Annotated in this window: 21 protein-coding genes; 12 read left to right on the top strand and 9 right to left on the bottom strand. The window is 73.2% G+C overall.

Annotated features, from left to right (window positions below; translation table 11 throughout):
• Positions 1–33 precede the first annotated feature (33 nt).
• Positions 34–711, bottom strand: a complete 678-nt coding sequence (mtrA, locus tag ACFQ11_RS23360; protein ID WP_075896669.1) for an MtrAB system response regulator MtrA — start codon at positions 709–711, stop codon at positions 34–36.
• A 492-nt stretch (positions 712–1,203) separates the two neighbouring features.
• Here mtrA and ACFQ11_RS23355 point away from each other — a divergent pair, with 492 nt between their 5' ends.
• The 5 genes from ACFQ11_RS23355 (at position 1,204) to ACFQ11_RS23335 (ending at position 6,578) form a co-directional block, all read left to right on the top strand.
• Positions 1,204–2,298, top strand: coding sequence for a hypothetical protein (locus ACFQ11_RS23355; RefSeq protein WP_378302068.1), 1,095 nt, complete (start codon positions 1,204–1,206; stop codon positions 2,296–2,298).
• Entirely contained in the window at positions 2,298–3,011 is a 714-nt protein-coding gene (locus tag ACFQ11_RS23350; protein WP_378302066.1) for a DUF4129 domain-containing protein, read from the top strand. The genes ACFQ11_RS23355 and ACFQ11_RS23350 overlap by 1 nt, the downstream gene beginning before the upstream one ends.
• Positions 3,005–4,210, top strand: coding sequence for a DUF4350 domain-containing protein (locus ACFQ11_RS23345; RefSeq protein WP_378302064.1), 1,206 nt, complete (start codon positions 3,005–3,007; stop codon positions 4,208–4,210). The genes ACFQ11_RS23350 and ACFQ11_RS23345 overlap by 7 nt, the downstream gene beginning before the upstream one ends.
• Before the next feature lie 122 nt (positions 4,211–4,332).
• The gene (locus ACFQ11_RS23340; RefSeq protein WP_378302107.1) at positions 4,333–5,286 is read left to right on the top strand and encodes an AAA family ATPase; all 954 of its coding nucleotides are present in this window, start codon (positions 4,333–4,335) and stop codon (positions 5,284–5,286) included.
• Positions 5,286–6,578, top strand: a complete 1,293-nt coding sequence (locus ACFQ11_RS23335; protein WP_378302062.1) for a DUF58 domain-containing protein — start codon at positions 5,286–5,288, stop codon at positions 6,576–6,578. Before ACFQ11_RS23340 ends, ACFQ11_RS23335 begins: the two co-directional genes overlap by 1 nt.
• 88 nt (positions 6,579–6,666) lie before the next feature.
• Here the strand turns inward: ACFQ11_RS23335 and ACFQ11_RS23330 are convergent, their stop codons facing one another.
• Positions 6,667–7,662 carry a stage II sporulation protein M gene (locus ACFQ11_RS23330; protein ID WP_378302060.1) on the bottom strand — a complete coding sequence of 332 codons (996 nt, stop codon included), beginning with the start codon at positions 7,660–7,662 and terminating at the stop codon, positions 6,667–6,669.
• A 72-nt stretch (positions 7,663–7,734) separates the two neighbouring features.
• Here ACFQ11_RS23330 and ACFQ11_RS23325 point away from each other — a divergent pair, with 72 nt between their 5' ends.
• The gene (locus ACFQ11_RS23325; RefSeq protein WP_378302058.1) at positions 7,735–8,775 is read left to right on the top strand and encodes an RDD family protein; all 1,041 of its coding nucleotides are present in this window, start codon (positions 7,735–7,737) and stop codon (positions 8,773–8,775) included.
• A gap of 146 nt (positions 8,776–8,921) precedes the next feature.
• Positions 8,922–10,352 carry a cellulase family glycosylhydrolase gene (locus ACFQ11_RS23320; protein ID WP_378302056.1) on the top strand — a complete coding sequence of 477 codons (1,431 nt, stop codon included), beginning with the start codon at positions 8,922–8,924 and terminating at the stop codon, positions 10,350–10,352.
• Here ACFQ11_RS23320 and ACFQ11_RS23315 read toward each other — a convergent pair.
• From ACFQ11_RS23315 to ACFQ11_RS23305, 3 genes are all read right to left on the bottom strand, one after another.
• Complete coding sequence (locus ACFQ11_RS23315; RefSeq protein WP_378302054.1) at positions 10,342–11,715, bottom strand: FAD-binding oxidoreductase; 1,374 nt, start codon at positions 11,713–11,715, stop codon at positions 10,342–10,344. The genes ACFQ11_RS23320 and ACFQ11_RS23315 overlap by 11 nt on opposite strands.
• A gap of 185 nt (positions 11,716–11,900) precedes the next feature.
• Positions 11,901–12,767: a hypothetical protein gene (locus tag ACFQ11_RS23310; protein WP_378302052.1), complete on the bottom strand. Its 867-nt coding sequence runs from the start codon at positions 12,765–12,767 to the stop codon at positions 11,901–11,903.
• A gap of 168 nt (positions 12,768–12,935) precedes the next feature.
• Positions 12,936–13,346, bottom strand: coding sequence for a nuclear transport factor 2 family protein (locus tag ACFQ11_RS23305; RefSeq protein WP_378302050.1), 411 nt, complete (start codon positions 13,344–13,346; stop codon positions 12,936–12,938).
• A 73-nt stretch (positions 13,347–13,419) separates the two neighbouring features.
• Between ACFQ11_RS23305 and ACFQ11_RS23300 the strand changes: the two genes are divergently transcribed.
• Entirely contained in the window at positions 13,420–13,950 is a 531-nt protein-coding gene (locus tag ACFQ11_RS23300) for a TetR/AcrR family transcriptional regulator (protein WP_378302048.1), read from the top strand.
• Here ACFQ11_RS23300 and ACFQ11_RS23295 read toward each other — a convergent pair.
• The 3 genes from ACFQ11_RS23295 to ACFQ11_RS23285 form a co-directional block, all read right to left on the bottom strand.
• On the bottom strand, positions 13,937–14,800 hold the full coding sequence (locus ACFQ11_RS23295) for a VanW family protein (RefSeq protein WP_378302046.1): 864 nt from the start codon (positions 14,798–14,800) through the stop codon (positions 13,937–13,939). The genes ACFQ11_RS23300 and ACFQ11_RS23295 overlap by 14 nt on opposite strands.
• 159 nt (positions 14,801–14,959) lie before the next feature.
• Positions 14,960–15,181 carry a DUF6158 family protein gene (locus tag ACFQ11_RS23290; RefSeq protein ID WP_075896691.1) on the bottom strand — a complete coding sequence of 74 codons (222 nt, stop codon included), beginning with the start codon at positions 15,179–15,181 and terminating at the stop codon, positions 14,960–14,962.
• Between the two features lie 72 nt (positions 15,182–15,253).
• Positions 15,254–16,840 carry a bifunctional phosphatase PAP2/diacylglycerol kinase family protein gene (locus ACFQ11_RS23285; protein ID WP_378302044.1) on the bottom strand — a complete coding sequence of 529 codons (1,587 nt, stop codon included), beginning with the start codon at positions 16,838–16,840 and terminating at the stop codon, positions 15,254–15,256.
• A gap of 110 nt (positions 16,841–16,950) precedes the next feature.
• On the opposite strand from ACFQ11_RS23285, the gene ACFQ11_RS23280 reads away from it, so the two are divergent.
• From ACFQ11_RS23280 to ACFQ11_RS23265, 4 genes are all read left to right on the top strand, one after another.
• Complete coding sequence (locus ACFQ11_RS23280) at positions 16,951–17,922, top strand: ABC transporter permease (protein WP_378302042.1); 972 nt, start codon at positions 16,951–16,953, stop codon at positions 17,920–17,922.
• Complete coding sequence (locus tag ACFQ11_RS23275; RefSeq protein WP_378302040.1) at positions 17,915–18,706, top strand: ABC transporter ATP-binding protein; 792 nt, start codon at positions 17,915–17,917, stop codon at positions 18,704–18,706. The genes ACFQ11_RS23280 and ACFQ11_RS23275 overlap by 8 nt, the downstream gene beginning before the upstream one ends.
• Before the next feature lie 128 nt (positions 18,707–18,834).
• Positions 18,835–19,356: a YbhB/YbcL family Raf kinase inhibitor-like protein gene (locus ACFQ11_RS23270; RefSeq protein ID WP_378302038.1), complete on the top strand. Its 522-nt coding sequence runs from the start codon at positions 18,835–18,837 to the stop codon at positions 19,354–19,356.
• Positions 19,357–19,525: 169 nt separating this feature from the next.
• Positions 19,526–20,299, top strand: a complete 774-nt coding sequence (locus ACFQ11_RS23265) for a helix-turn-helix transcriptional regulator (protein ID WP_378302037.1) — start codon at positions 19,526–19,528, stop codon at positions 20,297–20,299.
• Positions 20,300–20,356: 57 nt separating this feature from the next.
• Here the strand turns inward: ACFQ11_RS23265 and ACFQ11_RS23260 are convergent, their stop codons facing one another.
• A complete protein-coding gene (locus tag ACFQ11_RS23260; protein ID WP_378302105.1) occupies positions 20,357–21,643 on the bottom strand; it encodes a KamA family radical SAM protein in 1,287 nt (428 codons plus the stop codon).
• Between the last annotated feature and the right edge of the window lie 527 nt (positions 21,644–22,170).

The following is a 22,170-nucleotide window of genomic DNA, read 5'->3' as shown; positions in this document are numbered from 1 at the left end:
ATCGGGCCGGCGGGGGGTGGAACCGGCGGTGCTTCAGGCGGGGCCCGCTTTGTAGCCGACGCCGCGCACGGTCACGACGATCTCCGGGCGCTCGGGATCCTTCTCGATCTTGGCGCGGAGTCGCTGGACGTGCACGTTGACCAGGCGGGTGTCGGCGGCGTGCCGGTAGCCCCAGACCTGTTCGAGGAGGACCTCGCGGGTGAAGACCTGGCGCGGCTTGCGGGCCAGGGCGACGAGGAGGTCGAACTCGAGCGGGGTGAGGGGGATGTGCTGGTCGCCGCGCTTGACCGAGTGCCCGGCGACGTCGATGGTGATGTCGCCGATCTGCAGGGTCTCGGGGGCGGGTTCGTCGGTGCGCCGCAGGCGCGCGCGTACGCGCGCGACCAGCTCCTTCGGCTTGAACGGCTTGACGATGTAGTCGTCGGCGCCCGATTCGAGTCCGAGGACGACGTCCACGGTGTCGCTCTTGGCGGTCAGCATGACGATCGGGATGCCCGACTCGGCGCGGATCTGGCGGCAGACGTCGATGCCGTCGGCGCCGGGCAGCATCAGGTCGAGCAGCACGAGGTCGGGGCGGGTCTCCCGGAACGCCTCGAGCGCCTTGTCGCCGTCGTGCACGAAGGAGGGCTCGAAGCCCTCGCCTCGCAGCACGATGCCGAGCATCTCGGCGAGCGCGAGGTCGTCGTCGACGACCAGTACACGTCCTCTCATGGCCCTCATCGCAAAGTCGGGGTTCGGTGGAGTGGTGCGACGCTCCGCTTTACCACCTGGCCGCGGAGAGATATGCCTTGGCGTGCCAGGTTACCTGCGTTTGCCTCGTACATGACTCCCCCGAGCCGGGTGGCCGCGCGTCCGGCGCCCGGCGCCGCCCCCTCGTCGCGGCGGGGCACCGCCTTATGCGCTCTTTATACAGTGCCGGGTTTGTCAAGGGAGACCCCGAAACCGGGGCGGGAACGGCCGGAAGCGGCGGTTTCCATCACTCCGTTCCGCGTGTCGCGCGGCGGATCGCCGTCCGGGACGGGCGATGACGGTGAACCCGGCATTGCGGCCATGACAGGATGACCTGACCGGACGCACGCGGTGGACGCACCCGGCGGGCGCGCGGGTCCCGTCCCGCGGGCGCCGGCCGGCGGCCGCCGCAGGAAGCGCGGGACGGATCGGGAAGATCGCCGGGGAACGCCGCAGAGATCGCAGGGAGCCGCCATGCCGGGACCGGACGGCCGGGACGTCGCCGTGGAGGAGACCGTCCCGTTCCGCCCCATGTCGATCTCGGAGCTGCTGGACGGTGTGATCGCCGGGATCCGGCGCCGCCCCCGCGCGGTGCTGGGGATGTCGGCGGCGGTGGCGTCGGTGATCCAGGTGGCCGGGTCGGTCGCCGCGTACTTCTTCATCGGGGACGAGGCCCGCGACGAGGTGACGCCGGACGTGCTGCTGAGCTCGTTCGGGGCGCAGGCGACGCTGAACGGGCTGCTGCTGGTGCTGTCGGGGTTCGGGATCCTGCTGCTGGCGGGCCTGCTGGCGCCGCTGCTGGGCCGGGAGCTGCTGGGGGTGCCGGTCCCGCCGCGGCGGGCGATGCGCGACGCCCGTCCGGTGCTGGGCCGGCTGGCGGGGACGTCGGCGCTCGTGATGGGCGCGTCGCTGCTCGCGTTCGCGCTGCCGGTCGCCCCGTTCGTCGTGCTGGCGGCGGCCGGGGCGCATCCCGCGGCGGTCGCGGGGGCCGCGGTCCTCGGGTTCTCCGTGGGGTTCGGGCTGATGGTGTGGCTGTACGTGTTGTTCGTGCAGGCGGTGCCTGCGGTCGTCCTGGAGCGGCGCACCGTGGGGGGCGCGTTCAAGCGCGCGCGGGCGCTCACCAAGGGCCGCTGGTGGCGGTTGTGCGGTGCGCTCGTGCTGACCCTGCTGGTGACCGTGTTCATGGGACTGTTCGCCTTGCGGATCCCGTTCCTGGTGGTCCAGTTGGCCTTCTTCGGGGACGGCAGCGACGCCGTGGCGGCACTGGCCGTCGACACGGCGGGACGGATCGTGGCCTGGTCGGTCGTGCTGCCGTTCGACGCGGGCGTCATCGCGATGCTCTACATGGACCAGCGGATGCGCCGGGAGGGGTTCGACCTGGAGGTGCGCCTGCGGCAGACGTCGTCCAGGGGCTCGGAGTCCATGGGCTCGGCGTCCAGGGAGGCGGCGCCGCACGCCCCGGCCTCGGACGGTGCCCAGGGCACGGAGGACGTCGAGGCAGAGGAAAGCGAACGAGAACGCTTCATCGCTCTGTGGCGTCCCACTGACGGAACGGGGGCTGCCGTCTGATGTCCGGTTCCTTGTTGTTCGGCTCGGTGCCGCTCGATCCGGTCGACCGCGAGCAGGCCCGGGAAATGGCCCGCCGCGAGCTCGACAAGCAGATCTACCAGCGGGAGGAGCCGTCGTTCCTGGAACGGTGGTGGAACGACTTCCTGGACTGGCTGCGCGAGGTGCTCAACCAGGCGCCGGGCGGCGGTCAGCCGCAGGGCGGCGGCAACGGGCTGCTGTCGATCGTGGTGATCGTGCTGGTGCTGGCCGTCGCGATCGCGCTGGTCGCGTGGCTGATGTGGGGGCGCGGCAACCCGCGTTCGCGGCGCGGGGCGCTGCTGGACGACGAGCGGCCCGCGACGGCGCTCGACCACCGGGACGCGGCCGAGCGGCACGCGGCGGCCGGGCAGTGGGCCGAGGCGATCCGGGAGCGGCTCCGCGCGGTCGCGCGCGACCTGGAGGAACGGGCGGTGCTCGGGCCGCGGCCGGGCCGCACCGCCGACGAGCTGGCGGGCGAGGCGGGCGCCGCGGTGCCCGAGCTGGCGGACGCGCTGCGCACCGCCGTGCGGATCTTCGACGACGTCTGGTACGGCGACCGTCCCGGCACCGCCGACGGGTACGCGCAGGTGAAGGACCTGGACGACCGGTTGCGCGCGGCCCGTCCGGCGCCGCTGGAGGCGGACGGCCTCGTCCCGGCCGGGCGGTCCGACGAGGACGGAGGGCCGCGATGGTGACGCAGGCGCCGCCCGCCGGGACGGGCGCGGGCGCGGGGACCGCCGAGCCGTCCGCGCGGCAGGTCGCGGGACGCCGCTGGCGCGCGTCCCGCGGCGTCCTGGCGGCCCTCCTCGCGATGGCGGTGATCGCGGTGATCCTGGCCGCGCTGCGCCCGTCGACGTCGGCGGCGACGCTCGATCCGGCGTCGCCGCGGCCGGAGGGCAGCCGCGCGCTCGCCGCGCTGCTGGAGCAGAACGGCACGCGGGTGGACGTGGCCCGCGGCGCGCCCGAGGCGATGGCCGCATCCGGCCCCGGCGCCACGATGGTGGTGACGCACTCCGAACGGCTCACCGACCGGGACCTGGCGGACCTCCGCCGCTTCCCGGTGAACCTCGTGCTCGTCCAGCCCACGAGGTACGCGCTGCGCGAGCTGGCGCCCGGCGTCGGCACGTCGGTGAGCGTGTTCTCCGGCGTGGACGTCCCGGGCTGCCCGCTCGACGCCGCGAACCGCGCGGGCCCGGTCTCGTTCGGTGAGTCGATCCTCTACACGCCCCCGGGCGGCGCGGTGTCCTGTTACGGGCAGGAGGACGGCGCCCGCTTGGTGCAGCTTCGGGAGTCGGGCCGGACGGTCACCGTGATCGGTTCGACGGCCCCGTTCGTCAACGAGAGCCTGGAGGACGCCGGGAACGCGGCGCTCGGCATGAACCTGGCGGGGCCCGGCGACCACACCGTGTGGCTGATGCCCGAGCTTCCCGAGCCCGGCACGGCGGCGGGCGGGAAGTCGCTGGCCGACCTGGTCCCGTTCGGGGTGAAACTGTTCTTCCTCGAGCTGATCGTCGCGGTGCTGCTGGTCGCGCTGTGGCGGGCGAGGCGGCTCGGCCCGGTCGTGGCGGAGGCGCTGCCGGTCGTGGTGCGCTCCGCCGAGACGGTCGAGGGCCGCGCCCGGCTGTACCGTGCGAGCCGCGCCCGCGACCGGGCGGCGGACGCGCTGCGGGCGGGGGCCCGCGAACGGATCGTCCCGCTGCTGGGGCTGCCGCGGTCGGCCGCGCAGGACCCGGCCGCCGCACAGCAGATCGTCGCGGCCGTCGCGCAGCGCACCTCCCGCGAGGAGGCGGCCGTGGGCGGCGCCCTGTACGGTCCTGAACCCGTGGACGACGCCGGGCTGCTGGCCCTCACCGACGTCCTCGACGACCTGGAAAGGCAGGTACGCGAGTCGTGAACCACCCTGTTGAACTCGGAAAGGGCCAAGGCCCCGGCGAAGGGTCCGGGTACGGGCCGGGCGCCGAGCCGGGGACGTGGGGCGGCGCGTCGCCCGGCGCCGCCCGGCTCTCCGAGGAGACGCTGCGGCAGGCCGAGACGGCCCGCGCCGCGCTGGCGGCGCTGCGCGGCGAGGTCGCCAAGACCGTCGTCGGGCAGGACGCCGTGGTGACGGGCCTGGTGATCGCGCTGCTGTGCCGGGGGCACGTGCTGCTGGAGGGCGTCCCGGGCACCGCGAAGACCCTGCTCATCAAGACCCTGTCGCGTGCGCTCGACCTGGGGTTCAAGCGCGTGCAGTTCACCCCCGACCTGATGCCGGGCGACGTGACGGGCTCGCTCGTCTACGACAACCGGACCGCGGAGTTCGAGTTCCGCGAAGGGCCGGTCTTCACGAACCTGCTGCTCGCCGACGAGATCAACCGGACCCCGCCCAAGACCCAGGCGTCCCTTCTGGAGGCCATGGAGGAACGGCAGGTCTCGGTGGAGGGCTCCGCGCGCCCCCTGCCCGACCCGTTCGTCGTTTGCGCGACGCAGAACCCCATCGAGTACGAGGGCACGTATCCCCTGCCCGAGGCCCAGCTCGACCGGTTCCTCGTCAAGCTGACCGTGCCCGTCCCCACGCGGGACGAGGAGATCGCGATGCTTCAGCGGCACGCGTCCGGGTTCGACCCGCGCGACCTTTCGGAGGTCCGGCCGGTCGCGGGCGCGGACGAACTGGCCGCGGGACGCGCCGCGACGCGGGCCGTCCACCTCGACCCCAAGGTCGCCGCGTACGTGGTGGACCTGTGCCGCGCCACCCGCCAGTCCCCGTCCCTGCAGCTCGGGGTGTCGCCGCGCGGCGCGACGGCGCTGCTGGCGACGTCCCGCGCATGGGCGTGGCTGTCGGGCCGCGACTACGTGACGCCGGACGACGTGAAGGCGCTCGCCCGCCCGACGCTGCGGCACCGCGTGGCGCTGCGCCCCGAGGCCGAGCTGGAGGGCGCGACCACGGACGGCGTGCTGGAGGGCATCCTCGCCCACGTCCCCGCGCCGCGCTGATGGCGCTGACCGGACGGCTGGGGCTGCTGGCGCTGCTCGGCGCGCTCGTCCCGATCCTGCTGCCGAGCTGGTGGACGCTGTTCGCGCTGTGGGGCGTCCTGCTGCTCGGCGTGGTCGCCGACCTCGCGCTGGCGGGGAACGTGCGGGCGCTGCGGTTCCACCGGTCGGGCGACACGCGGGTGCGGCTGGGCGAGTCGGCGCGGGTGACGCTGACGGTGGAGAACCTCGGCAGGCGGCGGCTGAAGGCGCGGCTGCGGGACGTGTGGCCGCCGAGCGCCGGGGCGACGCCGCGCACCGCCGACGTGGACGTCCCGGCCGGGGAGCGGCGCCGCGTGGAGCTCACGCTGACGCCGACCCGGCGCGGCGACCGGGCGGCCGTGACGGTCGTGGTGCGGTCGGTGGGGCCGCTGGGGCTGGCCGCGCGGCAGCTGTCGCGGCGGGCGCCGTGGACGGTCCGGGCGCTGCCCGCGTTCCCGTCGCGCCGCCACCTGCCCGCGAAGCTGGCGCGGCTGCGGGAGCTGACCGGCGCGCACGTCGCGCAGATCCGGGGGCAGGGCACCGAGTTCGACTCGCTGCGCGAGTACGTGGACGGCGACGACGTCCGCTCGATCGACTGGCGGGCCACCGCGCGCCGCGCCGACGTGGTCGTCCGGACGTGGCGGCCGGAGCGGGACCGGCGCATCTACCTGGTGCTCGACACGGGACGGACGTCGGCGGGGCGCGTCGGCGACATCCCGCGGCTGGACTGCTCGATGGACGCGGCGCTGCTGCTGGGCGCGCTGGCGTCCCGGGCGGGCGACCGCGTCGACCTGCTGGCCTACGACCGGCGGGTCCGCGCCCGCGTGGAGGGCGCGTCCCGCACGGACCTGCTGCCCGCGATGGTGCACGCGCTGGCGCCGCTGGAGCCCGAGCTGATCGAGCTGGACGCCGCCGGGATGACCTCGACGCTGCTGGCCCGGGTGCGGCAGCGCTGCCTGGTCGTGCTGCTCACGGAGCTGAACACGGCGGCGATCGAGGAGGGCCTGCTGCCGCTGCTGCCGCAGCTCACCGCCCGGCACCTGATCATGATCGCGGCGGTGTCGGACCCGCGGATCGGGGAGATGGCCGCCGGGCGCGGCGACCTCGCGGCGGTGTACGACGCGGCCGCCGCGGAGCGGGCGCGCGCGGAGCGCCGCCGGCTCACCGCGGAGCTGCGCGGGCACGGCGTGGAGGTCGTGGACGCGCCGCCCGAGGAGATCGCGCCCGCCCTCGCGGACGCCTACCTGGCCCTCAAGGCCGCCGGACGGCTCTGAGACGACCCCGCGCGGCTCCGTGGCCGCCGTGGCCCCGCCCGGGCGGCCCGGGCGCGTCCGCGGCTCTGCGGGCGGCTCGCCGCGCCGGTCAGCCCGCGACGGGCGCGAGGTCGGGGCGCAGCTCGGCGTCGCCCGTCTCGCCCTTCCGGGTCGCGCGGCGGCCGAGGACGATCACGTACGTGAGGAACGTGAGCTCGGCGACCACGCCGATCCCGACCCGCAGCCAGGTGACGTGCACCCAGCCGGTGACGAACCCCTCGATGAGCCCCGAGACGAAGAGGACCGCGACGAGCCCGATGGCGATGCTCACGGCCGCCCGGCCCTCCTCGGCGAGGGCCTGCCCGCGGGTGCGCCGCCCGGGATCGATGATCGTCCAGCCCAGTTTCAGCCCGCCAGCGACCGCCAGGTACACGGCGGTCAGTTCGAGCAGGCCGTGCGGCAGGATCAGCCCGAAGAAGATGTCGCCCTTGCCGTGGGCGAACATCAGCCCGGCCGTGAGCCCCAGGTTCGCCTGGTTCAGCAGCAGGACGTACACGGTCGGTATCCCCAGCAGGATCCCGAAGATGATCGCCACTGCGGACACCCAGGCGTTGTTGATCCACACCTGGAACGCGAAGGAGCCCGCGGAATGCTCGGTGTAGTAGTTCGCGAAGTCCTCTTCGACGAGCCGGCGGATCTCCTCGGGCGCCCCCACGGACGCCTGCACCTCGGGGTTCTGCACCACCCAGATCGCGAGCGCGAGGGCGAGCAGGTTGCCCAGCACCGCGTTGCCCAGCCACCACCACCGCAGCCGGTAGGCGACGGCCGGGAACGTCACGGTGGCGAACCGCGAGACGTCCCGCCACATCGGCGCCTGGGCGCCCGCCACGGCGGCCCTGCCCCGCGCCACGAGCGACGACAGCCGTCCCACCAGCTCCGGGTCGGGCGAGCTGGACCGGACGACCGACAGGTGCGTCGCCGTGCGCTGGTAGAGCTCGACGAGCTCGTCCGCCTCCGCACCGGTCAGCTTCCGTCCGCGGTTGATGAGCTGCTCGAGGCGGTTCCAGTCGGGGTTGTGCGCGGCCACATAGGCGTCGACGTCCACCCGGGGAGAGTAACGCGTCTCCCCGCCGAACCGGCAAAATAGACCAGACCCCCTGCATTGGAGGATCGGCACATGGGCCAACTCGTCACCGGCGAGGCCGTCGCGCTCGACATCCGGGTGGCGCGGCTGGCCAGCCGCGGCTGCGCCCTGCTGATCGACATGGTGCTGCAGGCCGCGCTCCTCTACGTCGCGCTCACGTTCGCCGGCATGGTCTCGCTGGTCGCGGACGAAGCCTGGGCGATCGGGCTGACGCTGCTGGCCACCGTGCTCGTGCTGGTCGGCTACCCGTGCGTGATGGAGACGATGACGCGCGGCCGCACGCTCGGCAAGATGGCGCTGCGGCTGCGGGCCGTCGGCGACGACGGCGGCCCGATCCGGTTCCGCCAGGCGCTCGTGCGGGCCCTCGCGGGGTTCGTCGAGTTCCGGATGCTCTTCGGCTCGCCCGCCCTCATCGCGTCGCTGTGCAACCGGCGGGGCAAGCGGCTCGGCGACATGTTCGCGGGCACGGTCGTCATCCAGGAGCGCTCCGGGTCCGGCCTGTACCGGCCGGTCGCCGTCATGCCCGCGCACCTGATCCCGTGGGCGCGCACGCTGGAGCTGTCGATGCTCTCCGACGAGCTGGCGATGACCGCGCGCCAGTACCTGTCGCGGTTCTGGGAGCTGCGGACGGACGTCCGCGACTCGCTCGGCGACCGGATCGCGGGGGAGGTCGCGGCGGTCGTCAGCCCGCCCCCGCCGCCGGGCGTCCGCCCGGAGATCATGCTGTCGGCCGTGCTGGCGGAGCGGCGGCACCGCGAGCAGTGGCGGCTGGCCGAGCGCCGCGCCCGCCGCCTGCGCCGGCTGGGCCTGCCCGTCCAGGAGCCGGTGCCGCACCCGGCGATGGTGATGGCGGGGCCGCCGCCGGGGCCGGGCGCGGGTCCGCACGGGCCGCCCGCGCCGCCGCCGTTCGGCGCGCCGCAGCCCGGCCGGCCGGCGTTCCTGCCGCCGCCGGACTACGGCTCGGGCCCGTACGAGGGCTACCTGAACGCCCCGCCCGGCCCGTACCCGCCCGGCCCGTACCCGCCCGGGTATCCGCAGCCGTACCCGCAGGAGTATCCGCCGCGGCACGGTTGAGAACCGGGCGCCGCCGAGCTGGGCCGCCGCGCACCGTTCGGCAGTTCTCGCCGATTCGATGCGGGCCCCTTCGTGCACTTCTCCCACTTCCCCCGCCCATGCACGCCTCCTAATATCCGAACAAATTTCATGTTCTGGAGGTGGGCATGCGCGCCCGAAACGCTCTCGGCCGGATCACCCTGACGACCGTCCTGGCGAGCGCGCTCGCCGCCGGGGCCGCCACCGCCCTCCCCGCGCGGCCCGCGCACGCCGCGCCCGAACCGCTGCGCACGATCGTCGACGACCGGGGGCGGACGCTGATCCTGCACGGGCTCAACACCGCCAGCAGCGCGAAGGGCCCGAGCGGCCTGCCCTGGATCCAGCGCGAAGACGTGGTGCGCGAGGCCCGCGAACTCGGCACGAACTCCGTCCGGTACCTGATCCAGTGGAAGAACATCGAGCCCGAACCCGGCCGGTACGACGACGCGTACCTGGACGACGTCGCCGAGCGGGTCGCGTGGTATCGCGAACAGGGCATGCACGTGATCCTGGACATGCACCAGGACATCTACGGCCCGGCCGCTTGTGAGGGGTCCGGAAACGGCGCCCCCGCCTGGGCCACGCACACCGACGGCCTGCCCTGCACCCCGCAGACGCCCTGGGTGCTGACGTACGTGCAGCCCGCGGTCATCCGCGCCTACGACCACTTCTGGAACAACACGGGCAAGCATCCGGAACTCGTGCAGCGGTTCACCGCCATGTGGAGGCACGTGGCGGAGCGCTTCGCCGACGACCCGGCCGTCCTGGGCTACGACCTCTACAACGAGCCCTTCGGCGGCACCCGCCAGTTCGGCTTCTTCGAGGGGCCCGTCCTCACGCCCTTCTACCAGGGGATCGTGAACGCCGTCCGGGAGGTCGACCGCGACAATTGGATCTTCGTCGAGCCGCAGGCGCTCGGCCCGAACGAGGGCGCCGAGACGTCCCTCGGGACGATCCGGGACCCGCGTCCGGGCGCGCCCCGCCTCGTCTTCGCGCCGCACTTCTACCCCGGCGGCGTGGACATCGGCGGCTCCTACGACGGGTTCACCGAACTCCTGGTCAAGGCGCAGTTCCTCCTGTGGAAGCGCAACATGCCGGCCGCCGCGCGGCGGCTGGGCATGCCGATGTGGCTCGGCGAGGTCGGCGGCATGCCCGCGAGTGCGCCGGGCGCCGACCGGTTCACCGAGGAATGGCTGCGGATGGCGGACGAACTCGGCATCGGCTGGGCGTACTGGTCCAACGACCCGGGCGGTGGCGGTGTGATCGACGGCGACGGGAAGCCGACGCCGTTCGCCCGGCTCCTCGCGCGCCCCTACCCGCGCGCCGTCGCCGGCACCCCGACCGAGATCTCCTACGACGGGACGTCGCTCACGGTCGGGTGGCGCGCGCGCAGCGGGACGTCCGGGCCGACCGAGATCTGGTTCCCGGCCGACTCCCCCGTGGTGACGTCCACCGACCCCAGGGGCACCTGGAAGTACCGGTGGGACGCGGAACGGAACGTCCTGTCGGTGTGGGCGGACCCGAACAGCCCCACCCATACCGTGACGGTCAAGCCGTGACGCCGGGCCGGATGTTCTGGTTGTTGTGGAAGACGTTGTCGGGATCGTGCCGGCGCTTCACTTCGGTGAGCCGCCGGAGGTTCTCCTCCCCCAGCCCCTCCCGGACGCGGTCGGTCCCCTCGTCCCCGATGAAGTTCAGGTAGACGGCCCCGGTGCGCCACGGGCGCATGGCGTCGCGCAGACCGTGCGCCCACGCGACGGCGCGCGCGTCGTCCGCCGGGTCCTCCCACAGCCCGAACGGGTGCACGACCCACGGGTCGTGCCGCCAGGGGATCGGGTACTCCGGTCCCCTGGCGACCGCCCCGCCCTCCGGGAAGAGGACCTGCTGCGACGGTGACGGGATCACCATGTCCTCGGACAGCTCGCAGAAACGGGCCACGGCGTCGTCCGGGAACGCGCGGAGATGCTCCGCCGACCAGTGGTTCCGGTAGCCGGGCGGGTCGTCGAGCATGCACTGCAGGTCCGCGTACGGCATCTCCGTCCGCACGCCGCCCACGTGCCCCAGCCGCGTCATCGGCCCGATCACCTCGTCGGCCCTCGACCCCGTGCCCGCGTACGTGAGCAGGAACGCGAACGCACGGTGCCCGACCATGCCTTCCGGGACGAACTCCTCCGGTGGCGCCGTGATGAACAGGGCTCCCCCGCCCACGTCGTCCGGGGCGGAGTCCATGAAGTCCCGGTAGGCGGTCAGGATCTCCGGGCCCGCCTCGGCCGGCCACAGCAGGAGCGCGACGGAGACGGCCGGGAGCGGGTGGAGCCGGAGCGTGAACGAGGTGGCGACACCGAAGTTCCCGCCGCCGCCGTGCAGCGCCCAGAACAGCTCCGGGTCCTCCTCCTCGCTCGCCCGGACGCGCGTCCCGTCCGCCGTGACCAGCTCCACCGAGACCAGGTTGTCGCAGGCCAGCCCGAACTTGCGCTCCAGCCAGCCCGATCCCCCGCCGAGGACGAACCCGCCGACACCGGTCGTGGACACGCGTCCGCCGGTGGTCGCGAGGCCGTACTCCGCGGCGGCCCGGTCGAGGTCGGCCATCGTCGCGCCGCCGCCGACGCGGGCCGTCCGGGCCTCCGGGTCGATCGTCACCGAGTTCAGCAGCCGCAGGTCGACGACCAGGCCGCCGTCCACCAGCGCCTTGCCCGCGACGCCGTGCCCGCCGCCGCGCACCGACACCTCCAGCCCGCGCTCGCGCGCGAACCCGATCGCCCGCGCCACATCGTCGGTGTTGGCGCACCGCGCGATCACCGCCGGACGCCGGTCGATCATCGCGTTGAAGATCGCCCGCGCCTCGTCGTAGCCGGGGTCGCGGGGTGTGAGGACCTCGCCCGCGAACGCCGTCCGCAGGCCGGGGTCGATGTGAGTGGTCATGTGCGTCCCTCTCGTCCAGGATCCACCGTGGGAGCGAGGGGTTCGGGACGTTCGCGCGAGCGGACATCTCCGCCGCCCTGCCGTGCCGTCACTCACCCCTCATTGTGCGCTCCCGTCCCATGGATGAGAAGGGCCCGCGGCTCCTCGATAACCGAGAAGCCGCAGGTGAAAGGACGTGCGAGGGGTCAGCCGCCGAGTCCCCTGATCCGCTCGTCGAAGGTCGGGCGCAGCTTCTTCACGCACATGACCGGCCGCAGCGCCTTCTCCTTGTCCTCGGCCTCGAGGTGGTGGGTGGTCCCCTTCGGGCACTCCGCCTTCGCCCGGGTCCGGGCGAGGACCTTGGCGACGGCCTGGTTCGAACCGCAGGACGCCGTCCGCAGCCCGCCGATGGCGAACTTCGGGTCCTGGATGCACTCGCCGGCCGACACGATCAGCCCCTCGCCGCCGAGGCACAGCACCGGCCGGGGCAGGTCGCCGCCGAACGACTTCAGCTCCATCGTCTCCAGCGCCGTCGACGGGCACTCCTTCGCGCCGTTCACCCGCGCGACGACCTTGGCGTACGACTTCTCGTCGGTGCAGGGCGTCTCACTGCCGAACGCGATCGACGACGTCACGCAGTCCCCGACCGTGATCATCGCCCCGCCGGCGCCCGGGTCGCCCGGGTGCGGGCCGTCGATGTTGCGCGCGCAGACCGTCGTCGGCCGCCGCACCTGGGTCTCCTCGCCGGTACGGACGCGCGCGACGCCGTCCGCCCCGTCGGGGCAGTCGGGCGCCGTGGACACGCCGCCCCCGGTGTCCGCGACGACCCGGACGACCTTCCCCGCGGCCTTCGGGTCGTCGCAGTCGACCCGTTCGGCGGCCGGTACCCGCTGGACGGAGCTCTTCTCCTTCTGCATGTCGAACCGGACGCTGATGCACTGGCCGGCCTTCACCGCGCCGGTCGGCCCGTCCGGTCGGGACGTGATGACGACCGAACCGACGATGCCGCCCAGCACGAGCACCGCCGCCACGGCCCCGACCACGAACACCCAGGGCGAGGTCTTCGCGCGCACCGGCGGAGGCGTCGGCCCGGGGTACGCCCCTCCCGGCGCCCCTGGCGGTCCCGGCGGCTGAGGCGGCGTCCCCTGCCCGTACATGGCGTCCTCCAAGGTCCTTGATCACGAAAACCCGGAAGATATCGCACCCGACCGGTACGGCACCGGAGAAGCCGCCCCGGCCCGTCAGTCCGCCAGGCGCCGTTCCGACGGCTCGATGGGGACGTCGTTGATGCTCGCCTCGCGGCGGCGCATGAGGCCGTCGTCGGCGAACTCCCACTGCTCGTTGCCGTGGCTGCGCCACCAGCGGCCGTCCGCGTCGTGCCACTCGTACTCGAACCGCACGGAGATGCGGTTCCCGGTGTAGGACCACAGCTCCTTGCGGAGGCGGTAGTCGAGCTCGCGGGCCCACTTGCGGCGCAGGAAGTCCCGGATGGCGTCGCGGCCGGTGAAGAACTCGTCGCGGTTCCGCCAGACGGAGTCCTCGGTGTAGGCGAGCGCGACGCGGTCGGGGTCGCGGGTGTTCCAGGCGTCCTCGGCGGCCTGCACCTTGGCGCGGGCGGTCTCCTCCGTGAACGGCGGCAGCGGTGGGCGCATCGTGGTTCCTCTCTGGAGAACGAGCGTTCTCCCCGTACAGTAGAGAACGATCGTTCTCAGGGCAAGGAGGAACATGGAGCGGCAGGAGGCCGAGACCCGGCTGCTGGACGCCGCGGAGTCGCTGTTCTACCGCCGGGGCGTGCAGGCGGTCGGCATGGACGACGTGCGGACCGCGTCGGGCGTCTCGCTCAAGCGGCTGTACGGCACGTTCCCCTCCAAGGAGGCGCTGGTGACGGCCTACCTCGAGCGGCGCGACCTGCGCTGGACCGCGGACCTGGAGCGCTACGTCGCCGCCCGGGACGGCTCGGTGGCGGCGGTGTTCGACTGGCTCGGCACGTGGTTCGCGAGCGACGACTTCCACGGATGCGCGTTCATCAACGCGTACGGCGAGCTGGGCAACGGGTCGGAGGCGGTGGCGTCCGCCGTGCGCGCCCACAAGGAACGGCTGCGGAGGTTCCTGCACGGATTGGTGGACGACGACGTGCTGGCCGCGCAGCTCGTGATGCTCGTGGACGGAGCGATCGTGTCCGCCGCGGTGACCGGCGACCCGGGCGCGGCGGCCACGGCGCGCGCGGCGGCGGAGACGCTCGTCAGACGCAGGTGATCTTCGGCTGCGGCTGGTACTCGGTGTGGTAGCGCTCGCGCTTGACCTTGCGGCCGTCCTCCAGCAGGACGCGCCACACGTCGATCTCGAACCCCTTGCGGCCGTTCGTGGGAACGCACCGGGTGCCGCTCCCGACGGTCGTCCAGTAGGGCGTGTAGTCGTACCGTTCGGACGTCTCCGACCGGACCTCGTACCGGCGCTCGCCCCACAGGCTGACGGTCAGGGACGAGTCGGTGTACTGGACGTCGATGCGGACCGGGCCGTCGGTGTCGTTGCGCCAGCGGAAGTCCAGGTCGGGGTAGGCGACGGCGGCCTCACGTCCATCCGGGTACTCGGGCATCCACATGGTGTGCGCGCGCGCCTTCTCGATGTCGAGCCCGGCGCGGAAGACCGCGTTGTAGAGGGTCGAACTGACCTGGCAGATACCGCCGCCGATGTCCTTCACCAGGCGGGGACCCATGATGACGGGCGCGGGCACGTAACCGCGGTCGCGGGTGCGGGGGCCCACGACGTCGTTGAACGAGAACGTCGCGCCCGGCCGCACGACCGTGCCGTCCAGCCGGCGGGCGGCGATCTCGATGTTGCGGACGCGCGGCTCGCCCCGGTCGAACCGGGTCGTGAAGGTGCTCATCGGGCGTTCCGCCGGAGCCGCGCGCCGGGCGGCCGCCGGGTCGGGCGCGGGCACGGCGCCGGCGGCCGGCTCGCGCGGCGCCCACAGGTACGTCGCCACCAGGAGGCCGTTGGCGGCCAGCGCGCCCGCCACGAACGGCCACCAGCGCCGCACGTGGTCGCGCAGCGCCCGCTGGTCCGCGCGGTATCGGCGGTAATGACGGCGCCGGGTCCGTCCCACAGCTCACACCCCCCGCGGATCCCGTTCGGGACCCCGGGACGGGAGCCTGCCTGACGCGAGGGGGACGAACCGGCGCTCTTTACCTTCTATTCGAGAAGTCTCTGCGGAAAACGAACGCGCGAGGCGCGCGCGATGGCCTCCACGTTGACCTGCGGCCGGTCAGCGGGCGCGGGCGCCCTCGCGGAGACGGTTGGGGTCGACCTCCCGGGCCGGACGGCGGCGCAGGTACTCGCCCTCGAGCTCGTTCGTCCGCCGGGTGTGCTCCTCGAACGCCTGGTCGGACGCGTGGCGGAGCGTCTCGAACCGGGTCTCGTACAGGTGCCCGAGCTCGCGGAACAGATCGTCGTCGGGGAGCTCCCGCGGGTCGATTCCCATCGTCATCGCGTGTACCTCCTTCTCGCGGCGTCCCCGTCCCCTACCCGGGCCTTCCGGGAGCATTCGGACCTTTCCCGTTCAGGCGGGGCAGAACACGGCGAGCGCGCGCGGGTGCTTGCCGAACCGGACGGTGCCCGCCATCGTCGACACCTCGCCGTCCCGGGCCACCCGCAGCCCGCCCGCGGGCGACCACAGCTCCAGCCCGGCGGCCCGCCACGCCCGGTACCCCGGCATGAGGGGCAGGTGACCGGCCAGGACGGCGGCAACGGCGCGGGCGCGCGGCACCCGGCGGCCCGTCGTGACCATGCGGACGTCGAGACGGCCGTCGTCCAGCCGCCGCCGCCACGAGGGGGCGGCGCCCGGCGAGCCGTAGGCGCAGTTCCCCACGAACGCGAGCCACACCCGCCGCCGGTGCCCGTCGACGTCCAGCTCGACGGGCCGGGAGCGCCGCAGCGTGCGGACGGCGGCCACCGCGAGCGCGGGCCACTTGCCGATCCGCCGTTCGAGCCGCGCCCGCCGGTCCACGATCTCGGTGTAGGCGCCGAAGCTCGCGGTGTTGAGGAACAGCTGCTCCTCGTCCGGGCCCTGCACGGACCCGACGTCCACCCGGCCCAGACGCCCGTTGCGGTAGGCGGCGATCGCGTCGGCGGGGCTCTCGATCCCGTACGCGCGGGCGAAGTGGTCGAACGTGCCGCCGGGCACCGTCAGCAGGGGAACGTCGTGTGCGAGCGCTGCGCGCGCGCCCGCGTTCACCGTCCCGTCCCCGCCCACGACCGCGAGGACCTCCGCGCGCGCCGCGGCCTCCCCGAGAACCTTGTCGACGTCGTCGTCCGGCTCCAGCCGGACGATCTCCGCCGCGGGCAGTTCGCGCTCCAGGACGTCGACCGCCATGCCGGCCGCCCCCGGCAGGACCTCCGAACCCCGGTCGCCCGACTCCGTGTTGACGACCGCGACGACCCCGCGCCCCTCCGCGTCCACGCGCACGTCCTCGACGCCGCCCGGGCCGATGCGGGCCGCCGGGGGCCGCGGCGGCCACACCAGGCGCGTCCCGGCGGCGGCGAGCGCGCCGATCCCGATGCCCGCGAGCACGTCCCCCGGGTAGTGGGCGCCGGTGTAGACGCGGGCGAACGCGACGGCGGCGGCCGTCGCCGCGACGGGCGCGGCCACCGCGGCGGGCGCCTCCAGCGCGACCCCGGTCGCGAACGCGGCCGCCGACGCGGAGTGCCCGGACGGGAACGCGTGCGACGTCGGCAGCTTCCAGCGGATCCGCATCGGCGGCACCAGGTCCACGACCGGCCGCTTCCGGCGGAACGCGTGCTTGCCGATGATGTTCACCGCCGGGCTCGCCACCGCGATCCCGATGGACCCGCGCAGCGCCGCGCGCCGCAGCGCCGGCCGTCCGGCGAGTCCCAGCACGCCCGCGGTCGTGAACCAGAGCACACCGTTGTCGGCGAACCGGGACAGCCGCGGCAGCACGTACTCCAGCCCGGGCAGGTGCGCGGCGGCGACGCGGTCGAACGCCCACCGGTCGGCCCGCCCCAGCCGGCGCAGCACCCACGGCCAGCGGTGACGGCGGGGTCGGTGCTCGGCCGCGGGCACGGGCCGGGACGCGGCGTGCGCGGCTCCGGGCGGGCCCGCCGGGACCCTCGAGTGGTTGACGCGCATGCTCCGGGTATCCCCAGAGGCGCCGACATGATTCCGGGAAGATCTCAAATCGGGGGTCACATGCGGGCGAACGTCACTCGGACAACATCGACTGCAATAAGCTTCCCGGCATGAGTCACCCGGAACGGCTCGGTTCCCCGGGTGGCGAGTCGGTCGGCACGATCGCGGAGCCTCCTCACGTGAACGAGAAGCTGTCCGACTACGCCGCACGGTACGGGCTGAGGCAGAGCGCGGCACGCCCGCCGCTGCGCGAGTACATCCGAGACGTGTGGGCCAGGCGCAACTTCATCTGGGCGTTCGCTTCGGCCAAGAACATCTCGAAGAACAGCGACTCTCGCCTCGGTCAGCTCTGGCAGGTGCTGACGCCGCTGCTGAACGCGGCCGTCTACTTCATGATCTTCGGGCTGCTGCTGAGGCTGAACCGGGGCATCCCGGACTACATCCCGTTCCTGGTGACCGGTGTCTTCCTGTTCGGGTTCACCCAGCGGTCCGTCACCTCCGGGTCCAAGTCGGTGGGCGACAACCTCTCGCTGATCCGGGCGCTGCACTTCCCGCGGGCGACGCTGCCGCTGTCGTACGCGGTCGTCGAGCTGCAGCAGCTGCTGGTGTCGCTGCTCGTGCTGTTCGGGATCATCCTCGCGTTCGGCGAGCCCCTCAGCTTCTACATGCTGCTGTTCGTCCCGATCCTGCTGCTCCAGCTGCTGTTCAACGTGGGCATCAGCATGGTGATGGCACGGCTGGGCGCGTTCAACCGCGACATCACGCAGCTACTGCCGTTCGCCATGCGGACGTGGCTGTACGCGTCCGGCGTCATCTTCAGCCTCCCCGACCTCATGGAGCGCAGCGATCTGCTGAGCAAGCACGCGTGGCTCGGCGGCGTGCTGGAGGCGAACCCCGCGTACGTGTTCCTCGAACTGAGCCGGTACGTCCTGCTGGGCGAGTACCGCGACTACGTCCAGACGAGCCTGGGCGTGACCTCCGTGACCCAGTTGTGGCTGTACGCGATCGGCTGGACCCTGGCCATGCTGATCGGAGGGTTCCTGTACTTCTACCGTGCCGAGGAGCGATACGGCCGTGGCTGACACCAAGGTCCGGGGAGGCGTCGTGATCGACCCCACCCGGGAGCCGATCGTCGTCGTGGACGACCTCCACATCATCTACCGGGTGTTCGGCGGCGGCGGCAAGGGGACCGCCGCGAGCGCGTTCGCCCGGATCCTCCGCCGGCAGCACCGGCCGACGATGACCGAGGTCCACGCGATCAAGGGGCTGTCGTTCGTCGCGTACCGGGGCGAGGCCATCGGGATCATCGGCACCAACGGCTCCGGCAAGTCGACGCTGCTGAAGGCCATCGCGGGCCTGCTGCCGCCGCACCGCGGCGCCGTCTACACCGACGGCCAGCCGTCCCTCCTCGGCGTCAACGCGGCCCTGATGAAGGACCTGACCGGCGAGCGCAACATCGTCCTCGGGTGCCTCGCGATGGGCATGACCCCGGCGGAGACCAAGGCGAAGTACCAGGAGGTCGTGGACTTCGCCGGGCTCAAGGAGGGGTTCATCCAGTACCCGATGCGGACGTACTCGTCCGGCATGGGGGCCCGGCTCCGGTTCGCGATCGCGGCGGCCAAGACCCACGACGTGCTGCTGATCGACGAGGCGCTCGCGACCGGCGACGCCAAGTTCCGGGTCAAGAGCAAGCGCCGCATCGACGATCTGCGCAAGGACGCCGGGGCCGTGTTCCTGGTCGCGCACCAGCTCGACACGGTGAAGGAGATGTGCGACCGCGTCCTGTGGATCGACGACGGCAAGATGCACATGGACGGCCCCCCGGAAGAGGTCATCGCCGCGTACAACGAGGCCACCGGCAAGTAACCCACCGCCGGCACCCCGCGGGCCGGCGGCACCCCGCGTGCCGGCGGTCCCCCGGTGAGCCGTACCGCGGCGGCGCCCGGCTGGTAGAGATGGACCGACACGAAGATCCGTCTCACGAGGAGGTCGCGATGGCCGCCAAGCCGCCGCTTCCGCACGAGTTCCTGCCGCAGGTCCCGTCGTTCACCGTCACCAGCGACGACATCACCGACGGCGGGCGGCTCCCGGACGCGCACGTGTTCGACGACTGGGGGTTCACCGGCGGGAACAAGTCCCCGCACCTGCGCTGGTCGGGCTTCCCCGCCGAGACCAGGAGCTTCGCGGTGACGTGCTTCGACCCGGACGCGCCCACCGGCAGCGGGTTCTGGCACTGGTCGCTGTTCGACGTCCCCGCCGAGGTCATCGAGCTGCAGACCGGCGCCGGCAGCGAGGACGCCAAGGTCGGCGTGCACGCCCGCAACGACTACGGCGTGAAGGCGTTCGGCGGCGCCGCCCCGCCCCCCGGCGACCCGCACCGCTACGTCTTCACCGTGCACGCCCTGGACGTCGAGTCCCTCGGCCTCGACTCCGACACCTCCCCGGCCGTGGTGGGCTTCAACATCACCGCCCACACGCTGGCCCGCGCGGTGATCGTCGCCGAGTACGGCGGCTGACCCCGCCGCGGCGGCCCGGCCCCCGGCCGCCCCGGAGGGCCGGGCCTTCGGCCGCCGCCCGTGGCGGGCGTCTTCTCGATCGGGCATCCACCCTGCGGAAAAGTACGCCGACGCCGCCGCGGCGGCGCGAGATGCTGGTGCCTCGCCATGACAGCGAGAGGACGGGGCCGTGCCAGTCTGGAGTCGGGATCCGGAGGACCGCGAGGAGTACGGGTACGGGCTCGGCGACCCCGGCGGGGTGCTGGTGCTGAAGTACCGCTCGTCCGGCGGGATCGGGTTCGGGGAGAGCAGGCAGGACTTCCTGCACCAGCTGTACTGGTCGCCGGACGGGCCGCTCGCGACGTCCCAGGGGTTCATCACCGCGCCCCGCGAGGCGTACTGGGTGCGGCGGGCGGTCAGCCACGAGGTGCGCGCGGGCGACCGGCAGACGGTCTACCGCATCTGCCTGCGCGAAGTGCCCCCCGCGCTGGCGGTGCTGCGCGCCGGGCCGGTGACGGTCGACGCCGAGGCGGCGCGGCTGATCGAGCTGATCGCCCGACGCGACTGCGACGAGACGACCGCGCTCGCCGCGCGCCGCCGCATCACGGCCGGGCTCGGCGTCCCGCCCGGGCGGGGGCCGGCCGGGACGGGCGCCGCGCTGACCGTCGGGCGGGCGCTGGCGCGCGACCCGGCCGACCCGACGCGCCTGGACGAGTGGGCCGAGCGGCTGCGGGTCAGCGTGAAGACGCTGCAGCGCGACTTCGTCCGCGAGTTCGGCATGCCGTACACGCAGTGGCGCACGAAGCTGCGGCTGCGCGCCGCCCGGGTGCTGCTGTGCTTCACCCCGGTGACGCAGGTCGCGCCGCTCGTCGGGTACGCGAGCCCGTCGGCGTTCATCACCGCGTTCACGAAGGAGTACGGGCACACGCCGGGCCGCACCGCCCCGCGCGCGCGCCGGACGTGACGACGCGTCGTGGCGTGTCCGTCCGTGTCGCTCCGGGACGAACACGCCACGCCGGGGTCACTCCTGGAACGGGAAGCGGTCCGCGAAGGCCGGCTTCAGGTCGTCCAGCCAGACCGCCTTCGGGTCGTACTTGGCGAAGAACGGCTTGCCGACCAGTTCGGAGTTCCGCGCCTGGATCAAGTGCAGCGCGAACACCTTCTCCCCGAACAGCTCCATGACGCCGTCCACGCAGACCTTGCCGGGCGTCGCGGACATCGACGGCCCCCGGACGGTGCGGGAGAGGCCGGAGACGTTGCTGTAGGCGTCCCGGAAGATCTCGTAGGCGTCGGCCAGGGGAACCGCGAAGTAGTCCTGCGGGCCCGTGTCACGCTCCACGAACATGTAGTACGGGACGAGCCCCATGCGCGTCTGCACGCGCCACATCGTCTCCCAGGTCCGCGCGTCGTCGTTGATCGTGCGGATCAGCGGGGCCTGGGTGCGGATGATCGCGCCGGTGTCGCGGATGCGGCGGCACGCCTCGGTGACGATGAGCGGCTCGAGCTCGCGCGGGTGCGTGAAGTGCGCCATGAACGCGAGGTTCTTGCCCGACTCGACGACCTGCTCGAACAGGCGCAGCATGTCGTCGGCGTCCGGGTCGGTGACGAACTTCTGCGGCCAGTACGCGAGCGACTTGGTGCCGATGCGGATCGACTCGAGCTGCTCGAGGTCGAGCAGCGGCTCGATGTAGCGGCGCAGGACCGGCTCGCCCATGATCATGGCGTCGCCGCCGGTGAACAGGACGCTGGTGACCTCGGGGTGCGCGACCAGGTAGTCGCGCAGCTGCGCGGGTTCGTCACCGGCCATCTTCAGGTCGGGTTCGCCGACGAACTGCGCCCAGCGGAAGCAGTACGTGCAGTAGGCGTGACACGTCTGCCCCTGCTTGGGGAAGTACAGGACGGTCTCGTCGTACTTGTGCTGCATTCCGGGGATCTTGCCGTCGCCGAAGCTCGGGATGTTGAGCTCCATCTGCCCGGCCGGGTGCGGGTTCAGTTTCATCCGCACCGCGTGCGCGGCGGCCTCCACCTCCGCCTTGGGCGCCTCCCGGGCGAGCAGGTCCGACAGGCGCGCGACGTCCTCGGCCGGCAGCATGTCCTCCTGCGGGAAGACGAGCCGGTAGATGGGGTCGTCGGGCGCCGCCGTCCAGTCGATCAGCTCGTCGATGACGTACGCGTTCGTCCGGAACGGCAGGACGGTCGCGACCGCCCGGGTGGCGAGCCGCTGGGCCGGCGAGAGCCCGGCCCGAGCGGTCAGCTCGTCGAGGTGCTTCGCCGTGAAGGCGCGGAACTTGCGACCGGTGGATCGCATGGCGGGGGCCGCGTCGTTCACCAGTGTCACGTGTTGGTACTCCTAGCTGTCGGCGGGCACGACGCGCCGGAGGGACGCGTCGTCACGGACTGTGAGCACAGGGCCGGCAAGTCTCCCCCATTGAACAGTCCTTGGGCGGTTCCTGCCGAATTGATACCCCATACACGGTAAGGGGCAAGCCTGGTCAGTCAGGATCCCGACAAATCACCCGGCCATGATCGTGGACCGGAAGCGCCTTGTAAACGACTACGCGACGTCAACGTGCACGGCGCGGAACGCCCGCGCGACGCCTGTACGACGCCCGCGCGGCGCCCCCGAAACGCGGTGCAGGTCACACCATCCGCGAAGTTCGGAAATACTGGCGGGATCCGTGCGGTGCTAGGGGGTGTGCGGTGGACTCGGCGGACGTCGGGCGGACGGTCGGCACGGCCGTCCCGGCGGGCGACGCGGAACGGCGGGACGGCGCCGGACGGCGGCGCCCGCGCGGCCGTCCCGGCGCCCCCGGCCCGGCCGGCGTGCGGGACGGG

Origin of the sequence: Actinomadura sediminis, assembly GCF_042675525.1 — a bacterium.
Lineage (GTDB): Bacteria > Actinomycetota > Actinomycetes > Streptosporangiales > Streptosporangiaceae > Spirillospora > Spirillospora sediminis.
This window is presented reverse-complemented; position numbering and strand designations above follow the sequence as displayed.

Excerpts from the sequence above, each read along its gene's own strand:
- mtrA (WP_075896669.1), bottom strand. The coding sequence starts at position 711 with ATGAGAGGACGTGTACTGGTCGTCGACGACGACCTCGCGCTCGCCGAG.
- ACFQ11_RS23355 (WP_378302068.1), top strand. The coding sequence starts at position 1,204 with ATGCCGGGACCGGACGGCCGGGACGTCGCCGTGGAGGAGACCGTCCCG.
- ACFQ11_RS23350 (WP_378302066.1), top strand. The coding sequence starts at position 2,298 with ATGTCCGGTTCCTTGTTGTTCGGCTCGGTGCCGCTCGATCCGGTCGAC.
- ACFQ11_RS23345 (WP_378302064.1), top strand. The coding sequence starts at position 3,005 with ATGGTGACGCAGGCGCCGCCCGCCGGGACGGGCGCGGGCGCGGGGACC.
- ACFQ11_RS23335 (WP_378302062.1), top strand. The coding sequence starts at position 5,286 with ATGGCGCTGACCGGACGGCTGGGGCTGCTGGCGCTGCTCGGCGCGCTC.
- ACFQ11_RS23325 (WP_378302058.1), top strand. The coding sequence starts at position 7,735 with ATGGGCCAACTCGTCACCGGCGAGGCCGTCGCGCTCGACATCCGGGTG.
- ACFQ11_RS23320 (WP_378302056.1), top strand. The coding sequence starts at position 8,922 with ATGCGCGCCCGAAACGCTCTCGGCCGGATCACCCTGACGACCGTCCTG.
- ACFQ11_RS23315 (WP_378302054.1), bottom strand. The coding sequence starts at position 11,715 with ATGACCACTCACATCGACCCCGGCCTGCGGACGGCGTTCGCGGGCGAG.
- ACFQ11_RS23305 (WP_378302050.1), bottom strand. The coding sequence starts at position 13,346 with ATGCGCCCACCGCTGCCGCCGTTCACGGAGGAGACCGCCCGCGCCAAG.
- ACFQ11_RS23300 (WP_378302048.1), top strand. The coding sequence starts at position 13,420 with ATGGAGCGGCAGGAGGCCGAGACCCGGCTGCTGGACGCCGCGGAGTCG.
- ACFQ11_RS23290 (WP_075896691.1), bottom strand. The coding sequence starts at position 15,181 with ATGACGATGGGAATCGACCCGCGGGAGCTCCCCGACGACGATCTGTTC.
- ACFQ11_RS23285 (WP_378302044.1), bottom strand. The coding sequence starts at position 16,840 with ATGCGCGTCAACCACTCGAGGGTCCCGGCGGGCCCGCCCGGAGCCGCG.
- ACFQ11_RS23280 (WP_378302042.1), top strand. The coding sequence starts at position 16,951 with ATGAGTCACCCGGAACGGCTCGGTTCCCCGGGTGGCGAGTCGGTCGGC.
- ACFQ11_RS23270 (WP_378302038.1), top strand. The coding sequence starts at position 18,835 with ATGGCCGCCAAGCCGCCGCTTCCGCACGAGTTCCTGCCGCAGGTCCCG.
- ACFQ11_RS23260 (WP_378302105.1), bottom strand. The coding sequence starts at position 21,643 with ATGCGATCCACCGGTCGCAAGTTCCGCGCCTTCACGGCGAAGCACCTC.